Annotated in this window: 16 protein-coding genes and 1 pseudogene; 6 read left to right on the top strand and 11 right to left on the bottom strand. The window is 40.4% G+C overall.

Annotated features, from left to right (window positions below; translation table 11 throughout):
- Positions 1–233: pseudogene (locus CIK96_RS02805) on the top strand (IS110 family transposase); the annotation flags it as partial.
- Positions 234–838: 605 nt separating this feature from the next.
- Here the strand turns inward: CIK96_RS02805 and CIK96_RS02800 are convergent.
- The 7 genes from CIK96_RS02800 to CIK96_RS02775 all read right to left on the bottom strand — a co-directional run bounded on the left by CIK96_RS02800 (position 839) and on the right by CIK96_RS02775 (position 6,181).
- Positions 839–1,639 (bottom strand): hypothetical protein, encoded by an 801-nt coding sequence (locus tag CIK96_RS02800; protein WP_094439526.1) that lies wholly within the window; start codon positions 1,637–1,639, stop codon positions 839–841.
- Positions 1,640–1,705: 66 nt separating this feature from the next.
- Positions 1,706–1,855 (bottom strand): hypothetical protein, encoded by a 150-nt coding sequence (locus tag CIK96_RS13165; protein WP_158214820.1) that lies wholly within the window; start codon positions 1,853–1,855, stop codon positions 1,706–1,708.
- Between the two features lie 20 nt (positions 1,856–1,875).
- Complete coding sequence (locus tag CIK96_RS02795; protein ID WP_094439524.1) at positions 1,876–2,976, bottom strand: hypothetical protein; 1,101 nt, start codon at positions 2,974–2,976, stop codon at positions 1,876–1,878.
- On the bottom strand, positions 2,966–4,837 hold the full coding sequence (locus CIK96_RS02790) for a prenyltransferase/squalene oxidase repeat-containing protein (protein ID WP_094439522.1): 1,872 nt from the start codon (positions 4,835–4,837) through the stop codon (positions 2,966–2,968). The genes CIK96_RS02795 and CIK96_RS02790 overlap by 11 nt, the downstream gene beginning before the upstream one ends.
- Positions 4,838–4,885: 48 nt before the next feature.
- Complete coding sequence (locus CIK96_RS02785) at positions 4,886–5,086, bottom strand: hypothetical protein (protein WP_094439520.1); 201 nt, start codon at positions 5,084–5,086, stop codon at positions 4,886–4,888.
- Complete coding sequence (locus tag CIK96_RS02780; protein WP_216820901.1) at positions 5,077–5,673, bottom strand: isopentenyl-diphosphate delta-isomerase; 597 nt, start codon at positions 5,671–5,673, stop codon at positions 5,077–5,079. Before CIK96_RS02780 ends, CIK96_RS02785 begins: the two co-directional genes overlap by 10 nt.
- Positions 5,674–5,776: 103 nt before the next feature.
- A complete protein-coding gene (locus tag CIK96_RS02775) occupies positions 5,777–6,181 on the bottom strand; it encodes a hypothetical protein (RefSeq protein WP_094439518.1) in 405 nt (134 codons plus the stop codon).
- Between the two features lie 288 nt (positions 6,182–6,469).
- Between CIK96_RS02775 and CIK96_RS02765 the strand changes: the two genes are divergently transcribed.
- The gene (locus CIK96_RS02765; RefSeq protein ID WP_094439514.1) at positions 6,470–8,236 is read left to right on the top strand and encodes a tetratricopeptide repeat protein; all 1,767 of its coding nucleotides are present in this window, start codon (positions 6,470–6,472) and stop codon (positions 8,234–8,236) included.
- A gap of 602 nt (positions 8,237–8,838) precedes the next feature.
- On the opposite strand, the gene CIK96_RS02755 is transcribed toward CIK96_RS02765, so the two are convergent.
- The gene (locus CIK96_RS02755) at positions 8,839–9,534 is read right to left on the bottom strand and encodes a Sir2 family NAD-dependent protein deacetylase (RefSeq protein WP_094389845.1); all 696 of its coding nucleotides are present in this window, start codon (positions 9,532–9,534) and stop codon (positions 8,839–8,841) included.
- Between the two features lie 429 nt (positions 9,535–9,963).
- Between CIK96_RS02755 and argS the strand changes: the two genes are divergently transcribed.
- From argS to CIK96_RS02735, 4 genes are all read left to right on the top strand, one after another.
- Positions 9,964–11,748, top strand: a complete 1,785-nt coding sequence (gene argS, locus CIK96_RS02750) for an arginine--tRNA ligase (protein WP_094439510.1) — start codon at positions 9,964–9,966, stop codon at positions 11,746–11,748.
- 3 nt (positions 11,749–11,751) lie between these two features.
- The gene (locus CIK96_RS02745; protein WP_094435267.1) at positions 11,752–12,210 is read left to right on the top strand and encodes an RNase H family protein; all 459 of its coding nucleotides are present in this window, start codon (positions 11,752–11,754) and stop codon (positions 12,208–12,210) included.
- Positions 12,211–12,251: 41 nt separating this feature from the next.
- Positions 12,252–13,040, top strand: coding sequence for a Cof-type HAD-IIB family hydrolase (locus CIK96_RS02740; protein ID WP_094439508.1), 789 nt, complete (start codon positions 12,252–12,254; stop codon positions 13,038–13,040).
- A 276-nt stretch (positions 13,041–13,316) separates the two neighbouring features.
- The gene (locus CIK96_RS02735; RefSeq protein WP_094389841.1) at positions 13,317–14,642 is read left to right on the top strand and encodes an ATP-binding protein; all 1,326 of its coding nucleotides are present in this window, start codon (positions 13,317–13,319) and stop codon (positions 14,640–14,642) included.
- Positions 14,643–14,726: 84 nt separating this feature from the next.
- Here CIK96_RS02735 and ribD read toward each other — a convergent pair whose 3' ends face one another.
- The 3 genes from ribD to ybeY form a co-directional block, all read right to left on the bottom strand.
- Positions 14,727–15,683, bottom strand: a complete 957-nt coding sequence (gene ribD, locus CIK96_RS02730) for a bifunctional diaminohydroxyphosphoribosylaminopyrimidine deaminase/5-amino-6-(5-phosphoribosylamino)uracil reductase RibD (protein ID WP_094439506.1) — start codon at positions 15,681–15,683, stop codon at positions 14,727–14,729.
- A 61-nt stretch (positions 15,684–15,744) separates the two neighbouring features.
- The gene (locus CIK96_RS02725; RefSeq protein WP_094439504.1) at positions 15,745–17,328 is read right to left on the bottom strand and encodes an L-lactate permease; all 1,584 of its coding nucleotides are present in this window, start codon (positions 17,326–17,328) and stop codon (positions 15,745–15,747) included.
- A 55-nt stretch (positions 17,329–17,383) separates the two neighbouring features.
- Positions 17,384–17,809, bottom strand: a complete 426-nt coding sequence (gene ybeY, locus CIK96_RS02720) for an rRNA maturation RNase YbeY (RefSeq protein ID WP_094389838.1) — start codon at positions 17,807–17,809, stop codon at positions 17,384–17,386.
- Between the last annotated feature and the right edge of the window lie 55 nt (positions 17,810–17,864).

Here is a 17,864-nt window from a genome sequence, read left to right as displayed (position 1 = left end):
ATCCTCGTGTACATTACATGGCGAACCGCCGGATAAAGTCCATGCTGACGCAGGCTGCACTGGCTGCCATCAACTTCAATCCCGTTATCGCAAGATACTATATGCGACTCGTAGAACGTGGAAAGAAAAAGCAGGTTGCACTGAATAATGTAAAGAACAAACTCATACGTTTGGTCACTGCTATGGTTCGAAATCGCCAAATTTTCTCACCAGAATATAAAATATCAGCATAAATTAAAAATAATGGTCAAAATATTTGGATTTTAACATAGAAAGCTCTTGTCACTTATGACATAACTACATAAAAATTGCTGCACTATTTCTTCTGAAGAGTGCAAAATAAATCAATATAGTCTATCATGTGTTTTGTTTTAGGCTGCAATTCTTCCCAGAGCAGTTATCATCTCTTCAAGATGCCGGTGATGTGGTGAGAAACTTATTCTGATAAACGTTTTCTTTGTTTGTCAACAAGGCCAAGCAACACTTGGCTTCCAGACAATCCCGTTTTTTTGTTCCTATGAATTATATAGGTTGGAGCTCAAACAGGTCGTGAACATAATATTGAGAGTAGTATTTCATATTATTTCTGTGGTTTTAACACTCAAAGGTAATCATTTTTCGCGAATTGAGCAAATATTTTAATAGCTAATTTTCTTATTATCAATAATTTATATTTAATTAGTGAACCCTATGTATGGAAGATAGAAAGTGTTGGGGAAGCGACGGTCTCCATCGCCAAGCCCAGAGCGTTGAGCGGTAAACGTTGTACCATCTTTCTTTATGATCGTAGGGATATTGGAATCAATTGCAAAGTCATAAGACGATGAGATTTTCGGATTTAAAACACAAATCCTTTCATCGATAGCCCTATAGTTGCAGGGAGTTTTTTGATTTTTCCAGATGTGAGATTCCTTACATATCCTTTTCGTATATATGCTGGAAAATGGATAGTTCCCTTACCACTAGAGCTAACCACGGCAAGACCTATATAATATTTATGATTCTTTTTAAGTAATATGTCCTCTTTTACTTCGATTGTTTGCTCTGTAAATTGTTTTTTGTCCGAGAAATCAATATATATCGGCTTGTGCTGGACTGGAGTTAATTTTTTGTCGTTTATCTCGTATACGATAATACGAACTGTACAGTAAGAATAAGTGCATTCTTCGACCTTAAAGTTAAAACTCCTAACAAGATAATTATTTTTGTTATTTACAATAGGCCCAATCTCATAGATGGAGTTCCTAATATTATTGAACCCCACGTCACCTGGAGCTTTAAAACCTTTATGAGAGATTGTTTTTTCTTTCAATTCTTTATTTGAGATTATTATATTAGAAAGATTGTAAATATCTTCTTCGAGCTTAACACTCACACTACCACTTTTAAATGTGTCAAATGGCAGTTGTTGTGTACGATAGCTGATATGATGAAAGATCATAGGAGCAGTATGTCCTTCAGGTATTTTCAACTCAAAATATCCATCTACATCAGATATAGTAAATAAACTATCAACCCCTACACTAACATACTCTACACCTTTTCCATTTACATCTGTAATCTTTCCTTTGACCGAAATCTGTGCCCAAACGACACTCTGCCAAAGCACAATTATTAATATTAATAGTATTCTTTTCATTTTGTTAAACAATTAAAGTTTGAACAAGTCGGAGCAACCCGACTTGTTCAAGGAACAATAAACTTCTTAGATCGGAATATTCCATGCAAAGATGGTGATTGTTTGATCCTCAAGAGTTGGTTCAGAAGCAGATGGCATTTCTGCTAGCTCTTCACGAGAAGAAAGTTCTTGTAAATTCAAAGAATTTACCAAATCGTTTAATTTATTATTCTCCATATTTATTATTACGGGGCTGGTTATTTAGAACGTACTGTTGCCCCATTAGCAGAACGTTTTCTATTATGAATTGTATTAAACACAAATTTAGTAATAAAAAAAACAACAATTGCTACCCAAATATCATGGAAACTTACAGTTTCAATCCTATGAAAATCTCCTGAGATTATCTGTGATAAGGAGACTACTACTTCCTGAGGTAGCCTAATCAAAATTGAGAAATTATTATATATAAAAAATAGTAATAAAAACATAATTACACATTCAAAAGACATCAAATATATAAACAAACACAATTCTTTAGGGGTTAGAATCGTTTTTTTCCAGTTACGGATTTTCTTTGAAGTTATTGCGATGGCTTTTTTATATAGATGAGGTTCTCCAATTATGTCTGATATTATCCAATAACCATCGCTTCTATAAAATGGATAGAATTGGAAAAATACAGAAATCAACATCGTTCTTGACAAATAAAATAATGATGAATTTTCAAATTGTATAGATAAAAAAGTCGTTATTGAAGATAAAATAATTTGAAAATAGACCCCACCGATATTTACTATAAGTCTTTCTTTCTGGTTTAGATACCAAGCCCCAGTTACGTTAGCATATAACACAGGTCTAAAAGCCGCAATACCAAAACCAACATCATATATAGGAGCTCCATAATGTTTGCAAGCACTAGCATGTCCTATTTCATGAAAAACGAACATTATAATTAACAAAAGCCAAGAGGCATTGAAAGCAAAAGTTGTAGAAAGGAATGTATGCGATGCAAGAAACAGTTCATAGCAAAGATAACCTAATAATGATGTAAACACAACACAAAGAATTGTATCGTAGAAAAGAAACAGAAATGGCTTTGTTAAAATATTCATTACCTTCGCCGGAATAATTTTTACTTTCATTTGATATTCCTGAAGCCCAACATATGTATTAGCTTCTACCCCTTTTTCAGCAAGCAGTTTGAATAATTCATCTTTTGAATCATCATCGCAGCCTTTTAACATATTCTCTAATATAGCTCGTTTATCATTGCTAATAATAAAATGTCTTTCATCGTCAAGGTGAAGAACCGACTGTGACCTATTATATTCTGTGAACAAAATATTATGCAACATATCTATTATAAGATAAAAGTATATTGTATGTTAATGCTGTTGTAAATACTCTCCCGTAATCATCAGTAATGATATTTACTCCAAAAGAGGACCTCTTCCAATTATTTACACTTTGAGGATCAAGAATATCGGGTGCAGGTATTCTTAGGATTTCTTCAGAATCCCAACTGCCATCATCGTTTTGCTGGCTTACGATCCAATCAACCCCCCTTTCTATACACGATCTGATATTGGAATCGGCATTGGGTATCAACTCAAGAGCTTTAATGCATAATGAAGTATAAAAAACTGATGGTTTATCCATATTTGTCCAATATCCTTTAGATACTTGTCGTTTTAGAATATATTCTACAGGCTTTCCGTATAGTCCACACATAACAGCAAAAGCGGTTGTATACAGATCTTCTGTCCACCAATACGAAGGAATACTTCCATCAGACCTTATACCATCACGAAGATATGAGAGAGCCTTTTCATAAATACTCCCACATTTTATCGATTTGGCAATCCAGCAAGCAACTGCAGTAACACAATAATGCTCTGCAGTCCATCCTATAATATTGGAATCTGGACTTATATGTAGAACTCTAGTTATGCTATTATCTCTATATGTAGAAAAGCCTCCTGATGGATGTACGAACTGTTCCCACTTCTCAATATCGGCTTTATGTACTTCATTTTCCATAACACTTTTAGCTTTAATGAGAAAATTAGTTGAATCAGCATCTACAACTACACCATCATTATAGTTTCCTTCTTGTTTTTCCAACCAATCTAGGCTTTCCTTAAGATACTCTCTGTTTTCTGGAAATTCTCCAAGCATAGATATAACAAATGCTGTAATCCAATTAGTACCAGGACCTGCAAGAGTCATAAAATCTGTCCAGGAATTGTTATCATTCCTTCTATTCTTGATAAAAGCCAAACTTTTAGAGATAGATAAACTTATTGTGTTATTAGTAATTTTTCTATTGCTCAGTTCTGATTTTACAATTGCTTTTTGTTTAAGAAATCTTATCTCTACCAGTATTCTACCTATTTGTTGATATAGTTCTTTAGAGAAAGCATGAGAGTACCTCATATTTAAACGCGAGAAATCTTCTGCTGACTCTTTTGAGAATAAAAGAGCACAGTTTAGCCCCCGTTCAATTACACCATCTACATATAATACTTTTATATTATTTGAAATAGTTTCAGACTCCAGCATACATTGTTTTCCCACATACAAATAATAATTTAGTTGATCATTTTTTGCATCCTCAATAAGATCTTCGTAATCGTCAACAAGTTGAAATGCTTTATGGAATTTATTTAATGCATCAAGTATCTTATCCCACTCCAGTTCCTCCTGCACAATAATTTGCATCGCAGAAATATAGGCGCCAATAAGAGAACTTTTGTTTAACAGTTTAATAAACAACTCTTCTTCTCCGCCATTAAAATCGTGGTTGGTAAAACTTGAATTTGCAAATAATTTATATTTCAAAGCGTCAAATGACATCCAGAATTTTGATTCGCTCCCAATGGTTTCTTGTAGTCCCCTAACAGCATATTCTTTTATAAAAAAATTATACTCGACAAAGAGTTTATGAGATTTTATATTCATCTGGTGATCAAATAGCTTATCTGTAAAAACTACTGATGCCACATAAAGTATAGCATATAGACTAAGGTCTATTGTTTTTGCCAAATAACATTCTCTATCTTTAGTTGTATCAAGAATGTCTAATGGCAAATATGTATAGAAAGAAAGACTTCCAAAGATAGCTTTTTCAAGGCTATCTTTGGTACATTGCCTAACGGGAAGGATAAGAATTTCCTCTTTTATCCTTTTATTTAGCCTTTTAATATCATCTCTCATAAATACAGATTTAAGCTTCTATACACAAATATGTATAGAAGCAAATTCTCAATCAGCGATTTTCCACCCAAGCAACCACATACCAGGTTCGTCACGATCTGTATACGGATCATGTGCCTGAGTTTCCATTACAGCAAGTTCTTCACGACTTGACAATTCTTCTAGATTCAAAGAATCTAACAGCTCTTTAAAATTTTTCATTACTAATAAAAAATTAATTGTTAAACATTGTAGAGAGATTAATCCCATATTTGATAATGATTAAGTATTATTCGAAACCACGAAGTATATGCATAGGGATTTGATTGTACATCTTTAATCAATTCTTCACGAGTGACCCATCTATAGTTTTCCACCTCAATTTTGTTATAAGATATAGGAGTTTCGCAATCATAAATGCCCTCAAAAACATAATCTACTTCATTTTCAGTTAGAGCACCACAACCTACTTGATATTTGAAACTATATTTATATTGCAATTTGCTACATATCCCCATTTCCTCTTCAAGCCTCTTTGCTGCTGCTTTATTTATGATATCAATTGAGGTGTTTACCAAAGGATGGCCACAGCAAGCATTACTCCACAATCCACCAGAATGGTACTTTGATTTTGCCCTCCGTTGCAATAAAAGATTGTTCTTTGAATCAAATATCATTACTGAAAAAGCATAATGTGGAATTCCTTTGACATGAGCTTCTATTTTATCACAAAAGCATCCATTAGTGAGTAATACTTGATTATGAATCATATTATTATTATCTTTAAACTGATATTGATATAGGTTTATGCACAGCAAAAGTAGTTTAGAATAAAAAACAGGGAAAAGTTTGTTCATTGTGTTTCTGACCTAACAAACTAAAGCAGAACCTCTTTAACTATTTTACTTCCGCTTCTTTTATGTAGATTGGTTTCTCTCTGAAATGATGTTGAGTCAGAATCTAATCAACATCAAACGTGCCACAGAAAGTATGCCCACCATGCACAATGACTAAGGTGTATGCTCCACTAAGGTAAGCCCAAAGGTCGACAGTATGATAATCTGTACTGCTGAAATCCAATATGCCTTGTGATGCGACTTCCTCATTCTCATTTAATATATAGTATGTGTATACTTCACCAGAAGAGTCTTGCATAACCAATTGCTGCCCATCTGCATTATAAGACACGCTCAATGAGAGGCTGTAGTTCGCAGGTGATTTTGATGGCTTCGGCATTCCATCCAGTTTTGGTGTGTGCTTATAGTGTAAGTACACGGGTGTAACACTTTGTGTGGCTGCCCACACACTTAAGCTTTGCATTACGAAGGCAAACAAAATTGCCATAAAACAGATTCTCTTTTTCATAACTACGATAATTAAATGTTTGATTCTGGTCCAAAATTACTCATTAAATGAGTTGTATGGAAATATTTTGTGTTTCAAAGTGTTTCTACTATCTGTTAAATAATGTTATCCTTCTGTTTTTTTATTTATATTATACAGACACCCAGATAGTTACGTTTTATAAGAGTTTTGTCAGTTTTGTTATTCTTCAGATTTATGTGAAACACCAAGAAACACTAATGAATGTAAAAACCTTCTTTAACTCATCTTTTCTGTGTATCTTTGCACCAGAATTAACAATAAAAGAATATGAATAAGATTTTGGTTCGTTGCATTTGGTTACTCCTTGCTGTATTTACTACGGCTTGTTCTAAACAAACTGTCTTGGATGATCTGGAACATATCAAAAACATAGGCAATGAAAATCCACAAACGGCACTTGTCATGTTGGATTCATTGGAATTTGAAGTACGAGAAAGCAATGATTATGTCAGGTCTAAATACGATTTACTGCGTGTACGCTTGAATGACAAAGCAGACAATAGCCCAAACTCAGACATTTTAATAAGAAGGCTTATTGGGTATTTTGAAAGTGAAGGCTCTCAATCTGAGAAACAAGAAGTTTATTATTATGCTGGTAGTGTATATCGTGACTTACATGATACCCCACAGGCGTTAGAGTATTTTTTCAAATCTTTAGATTTTGCACATAACAACAAAGATTGTGATTCAATTATGATGCGAAACACGTACTCAAATCTGACTTACTTGCAGTATAGGGTTCAGAATTATGCCAATGCTGTAAGTATGGCAGAGAAAGAACTTAGTATATGCAAGCAGTTGAAGACTGACTGTGTGCTACCATATCTTCATTTGGGTTCTGCCTACCTTGCTTTAGATAGCTCCATGCAGGCAAAAAAAGCTTTCAATCTGGCATATGAACAGATAAAGATATCAAAAGACATTTCCAAACATCAAAATTTCCTTTTTTATTTATTGTGCGACTACTCGGAATTGGGAGAAACACAAAGAGCAAAGGAGTGCTTTTCATTGATTGAGATTAATCCTTTAATAGATTACTCAGCTTTCGCTTGTATGGCATTCGCACAATACTATGAATCTTCAAACCAGAATGATTCTGCTACAATATATTGCAAGCGCATTCTAGAAGATGGTACAGACATAGATAATATGTATGATGCAGCAAAACTTCTTTATCGAATCTGCAAAAAGACGGGAAATAGGGAAGACGCTGGTAAGTATGCAGATATTTATATGCAGTTGAGTGATTCGCTGGATTTCGGGAAGAGGCAGGAACTTGCTGCAACAGTAAATAATGAGTATCAATATCATCTGGACCAAAAGAAAGAACAAACTCTAAAGGACGAAAGAGAACGGTACAAAAACACACTCACCATTGTTGTCATGGCAACAATACTTTTGGCAAGTATCGCTTATATTCTTTACGTGAGAAGGCGTAATAAGCATCTGCAAGAGGTTGTTACATTGTCATCGGAATTACAGCGAGTTTCCAATGATGCTCAACAACTTCGAGCAAACATAGTAGAGAAAGAGCAAGAACTGGAGCAATCTAAGAAGTCTTTGGCAAAATCTACGTACGAACTGGCGAATGTTAATAGGGAACTTCTGCGTGTGAATGCTGAATTGTCAGATTATGATGAGGCATTGAAAGCGAAAGAGCAACAACTGTCGGAGAAGATGGATCAAAACAAGATCTTTATCAAACTTTTACACCAGTCAGAGCTGGAGGGCAAAGCAGAGGATGTCATCTACGCTATCCGCCAATCTTCAACTGGCAAGAAGAATATGAAATCAGCCGATTGGAAGCAGCTATATCAAGCAGTAGATGAATTATACCCATTATTCAAGGACCGATTACTGAAAGAATTGGGTACATTTACAGAGCAGCAGATGCAAGTTTGTTATCTTATGCGAATAGGTCTGGCTAAACCTCAAATTCAGAATATGACAAACCTCTCTCGTGCAACCGTCTGGAGATGGGTGAAAAAATACGATTGGGTACTGACCAGCGATAATGATATGGACATCGAATAGCATAGTAACAGAATAGAGTCTGCTAATATGCTATACTGCTATTATCCAGAACGGAAGCACTCAAAATTTTTATCCATAAATTATGCGGCTATGAAATGGTGGTTTACGAGAGAAATATGGTGGGTGGAAATAAAAAAAACGCCGCTACTCAACACGAGCAGCGACATCCAAAGCCTATGTATAACTAAAAATCCTTTCTTTTTGTTTTCCAACCTCAAGATTGGATTGCCTTGCGGCGTGTATATGTTGTATGAAACAAAATTCTATAAAAAAAAGAAAGTTATGGGAGCCTCACGGCGACCACTGTTATCCATATTTCAAACTTTCTTTTTACCAATAACTAAAAACCTAAAACTATAAATATTACTACTAACCTAAAACAATCTATTAACCGAATGTCTGATAAGAACCTCTTGTTCTTTTTGACGATGCAAAGTTACGATGATTTTCATAACGACGCAACTTTTTTGGAATATTTTACGCAAAATAAACATATATTATTGATATGAATCAATTGCTGTGTGCGAAAACATCAGTATTTTAGCACTTGTTTACATTTCGCGACCATTATTGCTTATGAATCCTATAATCCATAGCTTGCGTTAGTCTGAAAGAAGCAGTTTTGAGAGTTGGCGCATGCCTTCGCTGGCTCCAGCCTGTATCTGCTGCACGTTGGAACCAGCATTGACGGGGTGGGGGTCTATGAGATATACAGGTACTCCCGGTCTGACATACTGTACAAGTCCGGCTGCAGGATAGACGTTGAGCGATGTACCGATGATAATAAAGATGTCCGCATGTTCTGCTTCATCCGCTGCACGACTGATCATTGGCACGCCTTCGCCGAAAAAGACTATAAAGGGGCGGAGAAGCGATCCATCGCCAGCCAGTGTGCCGGGCTTTACTTCACAGTTCTCGGCAGTGAGAAGTTGCTGATATCGCGGGTTATCTACATCCCTACTGCTGCACACCTTCATGAGTTCGCCGTGCAGATGGATTACTTTTGATGAGCCCGCAGCCTCGTGAAGGTTATCCACATTCTGTGTCACTACAGTCACATCATATTTCTTTTCGAGTTCTGCTACAAGTTTATGGCCCTCATTGGGTTTGGCATCGAGACATTTTTTTCGCAGCATATTATAGAAATTGGTCACCAAAGTGGGGTTTTCGAGCCATCCTTCGTGTGTTGCCACCTGTGCTACGGGATAGTTTTCCCACAATCCGTCAGCATCGCGAAAAGTTTTCAGTCCACTCTCTACCGACATTCCGGCACCTGTCAAAACTACGATTTTCTTCATAAGGCAATTTTTTTTAGTGTTTAGTTGATGCGAAAGTACGAAATTTCCAGCAATTGCGAAAGCATTTCTGCATATAATTTTCTGTGGCGTATGTTTTTTCTATCGCTTATTCGTATGCCTTTAAAGGCTTTGTAGTTACCTCTGATGCTTCACATCTTAGGTACTTGCGTTCGAGAATCCAAAAGAAATTTGGTATTTCTTTTTGTATTCTGCTCACTTAATCGTACCTCTGATGCTTCGCATCTTAGGTACTTACGTTCGAGAATCCAAAAGAAATTTGGTATTTCTTTTTGTATTCTGCTCACTTAATCGTACCTCTGATGCTTCGCATCTTAGGTACTTACGTTCGAGAATCCAAAAGAAATTTGGTATTTCTTTTTGTATTCTGCTCACTTAATCGTACCTTTGCACTCTAAATATAATAGGTATATGAATATAGAATCACAGATAATCACATCGGCACAAGAGGCCGTATCATCACTTTACGGACAACAAGTGCCCGAAAAGATGGTGCAACTGCAGAAGACACGTAGTGAGTTTGAGGGTAATCTTACATTAGTGGTATTTCCCTTCCTTAAGATTTCTAAGAAGAATCCAGAACAGACTGCACAAGAGATTGGTCAGTATCTTGCAGACCATTGCGAAGCTGTTGCAGGATTCAACGCTGTGAAGGGTTTCCTCAATCTGGTCATTGCGCCAGCAGCATGGCTTGCCCTGCTCAACGATATCAATGCCAATGAACATTATGGTGAGCGTCAAGCTAATGAAAATAGTCCGTTGGTGATGATCGAATACTCTTCGCCCAATACCAACAAACCACTTCACTTAGGACACGTGCGCAACAACCTGTTGGGCTGGTCGTTGGCACAGATTATGCAGGCTAATGGTAATCGTGTAGTGAAGACCAATATTGTCAACGACCGAGGCATACATATCTGTAAGTCTATGTTGGCTTGGTTGAAATATGGCAATGGCGAGACTCCTGAGACAAGCGGCAAGAAGGGCGACCACCTGATTGGTGATTACTATGTTGCTTTCGATAAGCATTATCGCGAAGAAGTAAAGCAACTTGTTGAAAGTGGCATGGACGAAGAACAAGCCAAGCAGGAGGCTCCTCTCATTAAGGAGGCACACGAGATGTTGGTGAAGTGGGAGAATAATGATCCCGAAGTGCGTGCCCTCTGGCAAAAGATGAACAACTGGGTATATGCCGGTTTCGACGAGACCTACAAAAAGATGGGTGTTTCGTTTGATAAGATTTACTATGAATCGCAGACCTATCTCAAGGGTAAAGCCAAAGTAGAGGAAGGACTTGCCAAAGGCCTCTTTGAGCGTCATGCCGACAATTCTGTTTGGGCCGATCTTACTAACGAGGGCCTTGACCAGAAACTCCTGTTGCGTTCCGATGGCACCAGTGTCTATATGACACAGGATATCGGTACTGCTGAAATGCGCTTCCAGGATTACCCCATCGACAAGATGATTTACGTGGTGGGCAATGAGCAGAACTACCACTTTCAGGTACTTTCAATACTCCTCGATCGCCTCGGTTTCAAGTGGGGTAAGGAACTTGTCCACTTCTCCTATGGTATGGTCGAACTTCCCAATGGTAAGATGAAGAGCCGTGAAGGTACTGTTGTCGATGCCGACGACTTGATGGCACTCATGGTCAGCGACGCCAAGAAGACCAGTGAGGAACTGGGTAAGTTTGACGATATGAGTGAAGACGAGCGCAACGAGATTGCACGCATCGTGGGAATGGGTGCCCTGAAATACTTCATTCTGAAGGTTGATGCACGCAAGAATATGCTCTTCAATCCCGAAGAGTCTATCGACTTCAATGGCAATACCGGTCCTTTCATCCAATATACCTATGCCCGTATCCGCAGCATTCTGCGCAAGGCAGGCGAGCAGGGAGCATCCGAAGCACCACTCACCGCAGTTCTTTCCGACAAGGAAACCGAACTCATCCAGAAGATGAGCGAGTATGGCGCTGCCGTAGAGCAGGCCGGTAAAGACTACAGTCCCAGTGGCATTGCCAACTACTGCTACGAACTCACAAAGGTATTCAACCAGTTCTACCACGACTATAGCATCCTCAACGAGGCCGATGAGCAGAAGAAACTCGTGCGCCTTGTTATTGCACGCAACGTGGCAAAAGTCATCCGCAATGGCATGGCACTGCTTGGTATCGAGGTTCCTGAGCGTATGTAGCCCATGCAGAACCCTCCCGACTATCGAAACGACACCGTTCTGCCGTTGCCTCTTGAGGTGACGGCAGACGCGTGGGCCGTCGATGCTGCCTGTTCCGGAAATCCCGGTCCGATGGAATATCAGGCCATCGACTTAGCTACAGGTGCCCGTGTGTTCCATTTCGGTCCGATGAAAGGCACCAACAATATCGGTGAATTTCTCGCCATAGTCCATGCACTCGCACTCATGCAACAGCAAGGACAAACGCAAAAAACCATCTATAGCGACTCTTACAATGCCATTCTTTGGGTGAAGAAGCGTCAGTGTAAGACCAAACTTGAGCGCACACCACAGACAGAACCACTCTATCAGATTATCCAGCGCGCTGAGCGTTGGTTGAATACACATACTTGGACGAACCCCATCATCAAGTGGGAAACCAAGAAATGGGGTGAGGTTCCTGCCGATTTCGGTAGGAAATAAACCTCTTACCCACTAGTTTCACAATATAAAGATTGTATTTCATGGATCATCAATATGCCCTTTTCTTCGATATCGACGGTACTCTCGTTAGTTTCAAAACCCACCAGATACCACCATCTACCATCCTTGCCCTCACACAGGCTAAGGCCAATGGTGCACGCATCTATATTTCTACGGGACGTCCCTATTATATTCTCAACAATCTCAAACCTATCGAACATCTCATTGACGGCTATATCACTACCAACGGAGCACATTGCTTTGTAGGCAAGCGCACCGTTCGTCGTGTTCCTATAGCCCCTGCCGATGTGGATTTGATTCTCAACGATTGTCGTCAGAATGACGATGCTTGTCTCGTTTGTACCGAGTCACGCATGGTGCCATTCAATAGCAAAGAGTGTATTGCACGTATCTTTGAACACGACCTTGCGGTGACCAATATCGACTACGATACGCCCCTTGACGTGGCTATGGAAGAACCTGTCTATCAGTTGTCGGCATTCTTTGATGCCCACCATGAGTCGTTGCTCATGCCCCAAGTGCCCCATTGTGTGTCGGGCAGATGGCATCCGGAGTTTACCGACATTACCCATTGCGATGCTGACAAAGGCAAAGGGCTCATCGCCATGGCAGAGGCAGAAGGTATAGATATGAGCCACACCATCGCTTTCGGTGACGGTGGCAACGATATGAGCATTATTCTCAAGGCTGGAACAGGCATCGCCATGGGTAATGCCATCCCCGAATTGAAGGCTGTTGCTACTTATGTTACTACAAGTGTAGATGATGATGGCATCCTTTTGGCGCTTCGCCATTATGGCATTATCTAATGTCTTAATTCTGTTCTTAGCCCCTAATTTTCTCTGATTTGAGTGATTCTTAGCCCCTACTTTTATAAGGTTTGGGTAGCTTTTAGCCCCTAATTTTCTCTGATATAGGTAATTCTTAGCCCCTAATTTTCTCTGATTTGAGTGATTCTTAGCCCCTAATTTTCTCTGATATAGGTAATTCTTAGCCCCTAATTTTATAAAATTTAACCAATTCTTGATTCTTAATTTCATAAAAAAGTGGTATCTTTGCGACTGAAAACCAGTAACATATAGGATATGGCTAAATATAACAAACGATATATAGACAAAGAACTTCAGAACTGGGCAAAGCAAACAGACCGAAAACCTCTGCTATTGCGAGGAGCAAGACAAGTTGGAAAAACAACTGCAGTACGGCATCTTTCGGAGCAATTTGATAACTTTGCAGAAGTGGATTTCAATGAACGGCCTGACATACATTATATGTTTGACGGAACTTATTCACCACAAGAGATCTGCCAATTGTTGTCAATACAGCTTCATCAGCCAATTATTGCAGGCAAAACCCTTTTGTTTTTCGATGAGATACAAGCATGCCCACAAGCAATTAATCGTTTAAGATACTTTTATGAAAAGTATCCAGAACAACATCTAATAGCGGCTGGCTCTCTTTTGGAGTTTGCTTTAGAATCGTTACCATCCTATGGAGTTGGAAGAATAAGAAGTATCTTTATGTATCCATTTTCTTACGAGGAGTTTTTGTGGGCTACGGGTGATGAGATGTTGGCAAGTGTGATAGCCAAAGCAAATCCATTTAATCCACTTCCAGAACCTATACATGAGCAAGCCGTGCGCAAATTGCGGTTGTTCCTGATTATGGGAGGAATGCCCGCTGTGGTATCCAGATATTGTCAAGATGGTAATTTGCAAGAGTGTCAGCACCTATTGCGCGACCTGATACAGTCGTTTAGAGATGATTTTGTAAAGTATCGCCAGCGTGTCCCGTCTGTTCGTATTGATGCCGTATTCCGTTCTGTTGCCGAGCAAGGGCTTGGCAAATTCGTATATAGCAAGGTGAACTGCGATGGAAACAGCGAGCAGATTAAAACAGCACTTGAAACTCTTATCCTTGCCGGACTTGTATATCCAGTAACCCATACGTCTGCCAACGGAATACCTTTGGGAGCAGAAATCAATGAAAAATATCGTCGTATGATATTCCTTGATACTGGATTGTTGCAATGTCTTTTAGGTTTAGACCTTTCAGATATTCTATCCACTACTGACATACAAGTTGTAAATCGTGGTGCCATCGCAGAAACTTTCGTTGGTAACGAAATAGTCAAATCTTCCTCTTGTTACGAACCAAAATCACTTTTCTGTTGGCATCGGGAGAAGAGTGGCAGCAATGCTGAAGTGGATTACGTAGTACAACTTGCTGATAAGATACGTCCAATAGAAGTTAAATCGGGTATCAAAGGTTCTATGCAAAGTATGCGTTATTTTCTTCACCAGAAAGACATTGACTATGGAATCCGTACATCACTTGAAAATTTCTGTAGTTATGATGACATCAGGGTCTATCCACTTTATGCCATCAAGAATATTTTCAATAAATGTTGAGCGAGAAACTATTATAACACGTGCAGGGATTCTGAAAGGAATCCCTGCATGTGTTATGTAGTAGCCTGATTATGCTTGTGATGCTTAATGTTGTTTGCGGCGATAGACGGTGATGGTGTTGTCGGCATAATGGTGATGGCTGACAATGGCGATGTCGGCAGGCAAATGGGGTGCAGGAGTACCGTCTCCAACGGTCATGGGCGATAGCTCTCTCCGTATTTCGTCCCATAATCCCGCTTCTATGAAACTTTCCAATGTCTTTCTTCCTCCTTCCACGATGAGCGACTGGATGCCCTGTTGATGAAGATCATCTATGAGTTGTTGCAGTGGGCGTGCATGGGTTAGAATGATGCGCTTCGGATCTTGTCCTGTCCAGTGTCGCACGTTGAGAGCCGGTTTGTCGCGCTCAGCAGTGGTATGTCCCACCAATATAGCCATTTCCTCCGATCTCAGTTTGTGTGAAAGCATTTGCGTTTGCGGATTGGAAATCATTACTGGGTGGTAATGGTCATCGATAAATCCATCGCCCGTCTGTGCCCATTTCAGGATGATGTATGGTCGTTGTTGGGCATGATAAGTAAAGAATCGCCTGTTGAGCCACCAACACTCATCCTCCAACAATCCCACTTCCACCTTTATTCCAGCTTCACGCAACTTTCTGATGCCCCGTCCTTGCACTTGGGCAAATGGGTCGATGATGCCCACCACAACGCGCTTCACTCCCTTGCTGATAATCAGATCGGCGCAAGGTGGCGTCTTGCCCCAGTGTGAGCAGGGTTCGAGCGACACATAGACGGTTGCCTCTTTGAGCAACGGTTCGTCGTCTTGACGTACAGAAGCAAAGGCATTCACTTCAGCATGACCTTGTCCGCATCTCACGTGATAGCCCTCTCCAATGATTCTTCCGCGTGCTGTAATCACCGCACCCACCATCGGGTTAGGTCGTGTGGATAGCAGTCCGTTCTCTGCCAGTTGTATGCAACGTCGCATATATTTCACGTCGTCGTCCGTCCAAACCGGTTGCTTGTTGTCGTGTTCCATATATATAAATAGGTGTATGTTGTCTTGTTGTAGGCCGTGTCAGTATGTTATGTCATCCAGATTAAATACCGAAATAGACCATGAGTCCTCCGAGTATGATGTATACCACCGCATAGGGAATAGCCGAAAGCATAATCTCTCCGTCCTTTCCTTGCATATCACACGATGCAGTAGCAATAGCGATACTTTGTGGTGAAATCATCTTTCCACCAGTTGCACCAGTGGTATTTGCAGCGACGAGCCAGTTGCTTTCTGAGCCAGAGATGCCATAGAATGACGATGTGCCCGTCATGCCCAACTGTCCTGCCACATTGGCTTGTAGTTTTGCGAAAAGTATATTCGACGAGGTATCAGATCCTGTAACGAATGTTCCGATAGCGCCGATGAGTGGTGCAAAGAATGGATAGAACGATCCAGTCAGTGCCACGAGTCCTGCCGCAATAGCCCCTATCATGCCGCTATAGTTCATGACCGATGCCAATGCGATGAGTGAAACGATGGTCACCACCGTTTTCTGCAGGTTGATGGTAGTACGTGCAAGCACTGTCATCAACTTGCGTAAAGAAAGTCCTTGTATCATTCCACCGATGGTAGCACCTAAGAAGAGCATAAGTCCAGCATTGGATATCCATCCGAATTTGAACGTCGATCCGATGACCGGCAGCGGCACTTTCGATACGAGATGTGTTTTGAGGAAATCGTTGACTGGTGGGCATAGTGCACCGCTGACAAGGATAAACACAAGGATAAAGAGATATACGCTCCATGCGCGGAAGGTCTCTCCGAGTGTGAAGTGTCGTTCGTTCTCACGATGTTCCTTCTTCTTCCCAAAGAGTTTAGCATAGATGATGATAGCCACGATAGCCGCCACACTGCCTATGATAGCAGGAGTTTCCGATCCCAGATAGCGTGCGCAGAGATATTGCACCACTACCGATATGATGCCCGTCCATAGTGCCAGTGCAATGTTTTTCGCCCAAGCTTTCCGGTCGGTGAGCATCAGGATGATAAACGGCAGCAGTACGAACAATGGTGAGAGCTGTACCACAGCGAATGCCGATGTCTCGCAAATGGCTTCTGCCGATGCCGATCCGCCCGGTGCCACTTCGTTGCAGAGCGTTGTTACCGGCACTCCCACAGCACCGAATCCCGTAGCCACGGTGTTTCCGATGAGGGCCACCAGTGCCGAGAACATCGGTTTGAACCCCAGTCCGATAAGTATTGCCGCAGGAATAGCCACAGCCGTTCCGAATCCCGCCATACCTTCGAGAAGTCCTCCGAATCCCCATACAAGCATGAGAACGAGTATTCCTTTATCGTCTGTAAACGATGTGAACTGCTGTTTGATAGTTTCTATTTCTTTCGATTCCACCAGTATGTTATAGCTGTAGATAGCCATCAGAATGATGATGAGTATAGGAAATACGGCTTTGAGTATGCCTTCCACAAGACTCCACCACACTACTGCATAGGTACTGGCAGTGGCAAACTTTTCTGGCATCATGCCCATTGCTGGCGCCACGAATAGCGCTAACAGGACGGTGACAGCCAAAGTGATAAACGCGCTCTTGTGACCGGGCATTTTCAGTCCCAGCATCAATACGAAGAGCAGGATAATGGGGATAATAGCGATAATTGCTGTCATAGGTTTTAGTGTTTTAGTGTATTTGTGTGTAAGTATTTACAGTTTCGTTTTTCGGCTATTGTGCTTCTGCGGTTCGCATTGCCAGCGCTTTGTTTTCTGCAGCCTCCATGATTTCCCGTTCTCCCGGCCCTTTGTCGTTGATGCCACAGAGGTGTAGGATGCCGTGTATGATGACGCGGTGTAGTTCTTCGTCATAGTTTTTATGGAAGAGTTCTGCATTGCTCTTCACGGTGTCGAGGGATATGACGAGGTCTCCGCTGATGATGTCATCCTCATCATAGTCGAAGGTGATGATATCAGTATAATAGTCGTGTTGCAGGTATTCGCGGTTCACCTCCAGTATTTTCTCGTCATCGCAGAAGAGATACCCTATCTCTCCCACCTTTCTTCCATAGGAGGCAGCTACTCTTTTAATCCATGCTGTGGTTTCCCGGCGCTTTATTTTCGGGAATTTCACGTTTTCTGCGTTGTATGTTATCATATTGTCTTTATTGTTTCGTTCTATCTGTATATTGTAGTCATACGCTGTATTTTCA

Origin of the sequence: Prevotella sp. P4-98, assembly GCF_002251405.1 — a bacterium.
Classification (GTDB): domain Bacteria; phylum Bacteroidota; class Bacteroidia; order Bacteroidales; family Bacteroidaceae; genus Prevotella.
The sequence above is the reverse complement of the archived record's forward strand: the minus strand, read 5'-3'. Positions and strand labels throughout refer to the sequence as shown.

Coding starts and splice junctions, on each gene's coding strand:
- argS (WP_094439510.1), top strand. CDS start 9,964: ATGAATATAGAATCACAGATAATCACATCGGCACAAGAGGCCGTATCA.
- CIK96_RS02790 (WP_094439522.1), bottom strand. CDS start 4,837: ATGAGAGATGATATTAAAAGGCTAAATAAAAGGATAAAAGAGGAAATT.
- CIK96_RS02775 (WP_094439518.1), bottom strand. CDS start 6,181: ATGAAAAAGAGAATCTGTTTTATGGCAATTTTGTTTGCCTTCGTAATG.
- CIK96_RS02735 (WP_094389841.1), top strand. CDS start 13,317: ATGGCTAAATATAACAAACGATATATAGACAAAGAACTTCAGAACTGG.
- CIK96_RS02800 (WP_094439526.1), bottom strand. CDS start 1,639: ATGAAAAGAATACTATTAATATTAATAATTGTGCTTTGGCAGAGTGTC.
- CIK96_RS13165 (WP_158214820.1), bottom strand. CDS start 1,855: ATGGAGAATAATAAATTAAACGATTTGGTAAATTCTTTGAATTTACAA.
- CIK96_RS02795 (WP_094439524.1), bottom strand. CDS start 2,976: ATGTTGCATAATATTTTGTTCACAGAATATAATAGGTCACAGTCGGTT.
- CIK96_RS02755 (WP_094389845.1), bottom strand. CDS start 9,534: ATGAAGAAAATCGTAGTTTTGACAGGTGCCGGAATGTCGGTAGAGAGT.
- CIK96_RS02765 (WP_094439514.1), top strand. CDS start 6,470: ATGAATAAGATTTTGGTTCGTTGCATTTGGTTACTCCTTGCTGTATTT.
- CIK96_RS02785 (WP_094439520.1), bottom strand. CDS start 5,086: ATGGGATTAATCTCTCTACAATGTTTAACAATTAATTTTTTATTAGTA.
- ribD (WP_094439506.1), bottom strand. CDS start 15,683: ATGGAACACGACAACAAGCAACCGGTTTGGACGGACGACGACGTGAAA.
- CIK96_RS02780 (WP_216820901.1), bottom strand. CDS start 5,673: ATGAACAAACTTTTCCCTGTTTTTTATTCTAAACTACTTTTGCTGTGC.
- CIK96_RS02740 (WP_094439508.1), top strand. CDS start 12,252: ATGGATCATCAATATGCCCTTTTCTTCGATATCGACGGTACTCTCGTT.
- CIK96_RS02725 (WP_094439504.1), bottom strand. CDS start 17,328: ATGACAGCAATTATCGCTATTATCCCCATTATCCTGCTCTTCGTATTG.
- ybeY (WP_094389838.1), bottom strand. CDS start 17,809: ATGATAACATACAACGCAGAAAACGTGAAATTCCCGAAAATAAAGCGC.
- CIK96_RS02745 (WP_094435267.1), top strand. CDS start 11,752: ATGCAGAACCCTCCCGACTATCGAAACGACACCGTTCTGCCGTTGCCT.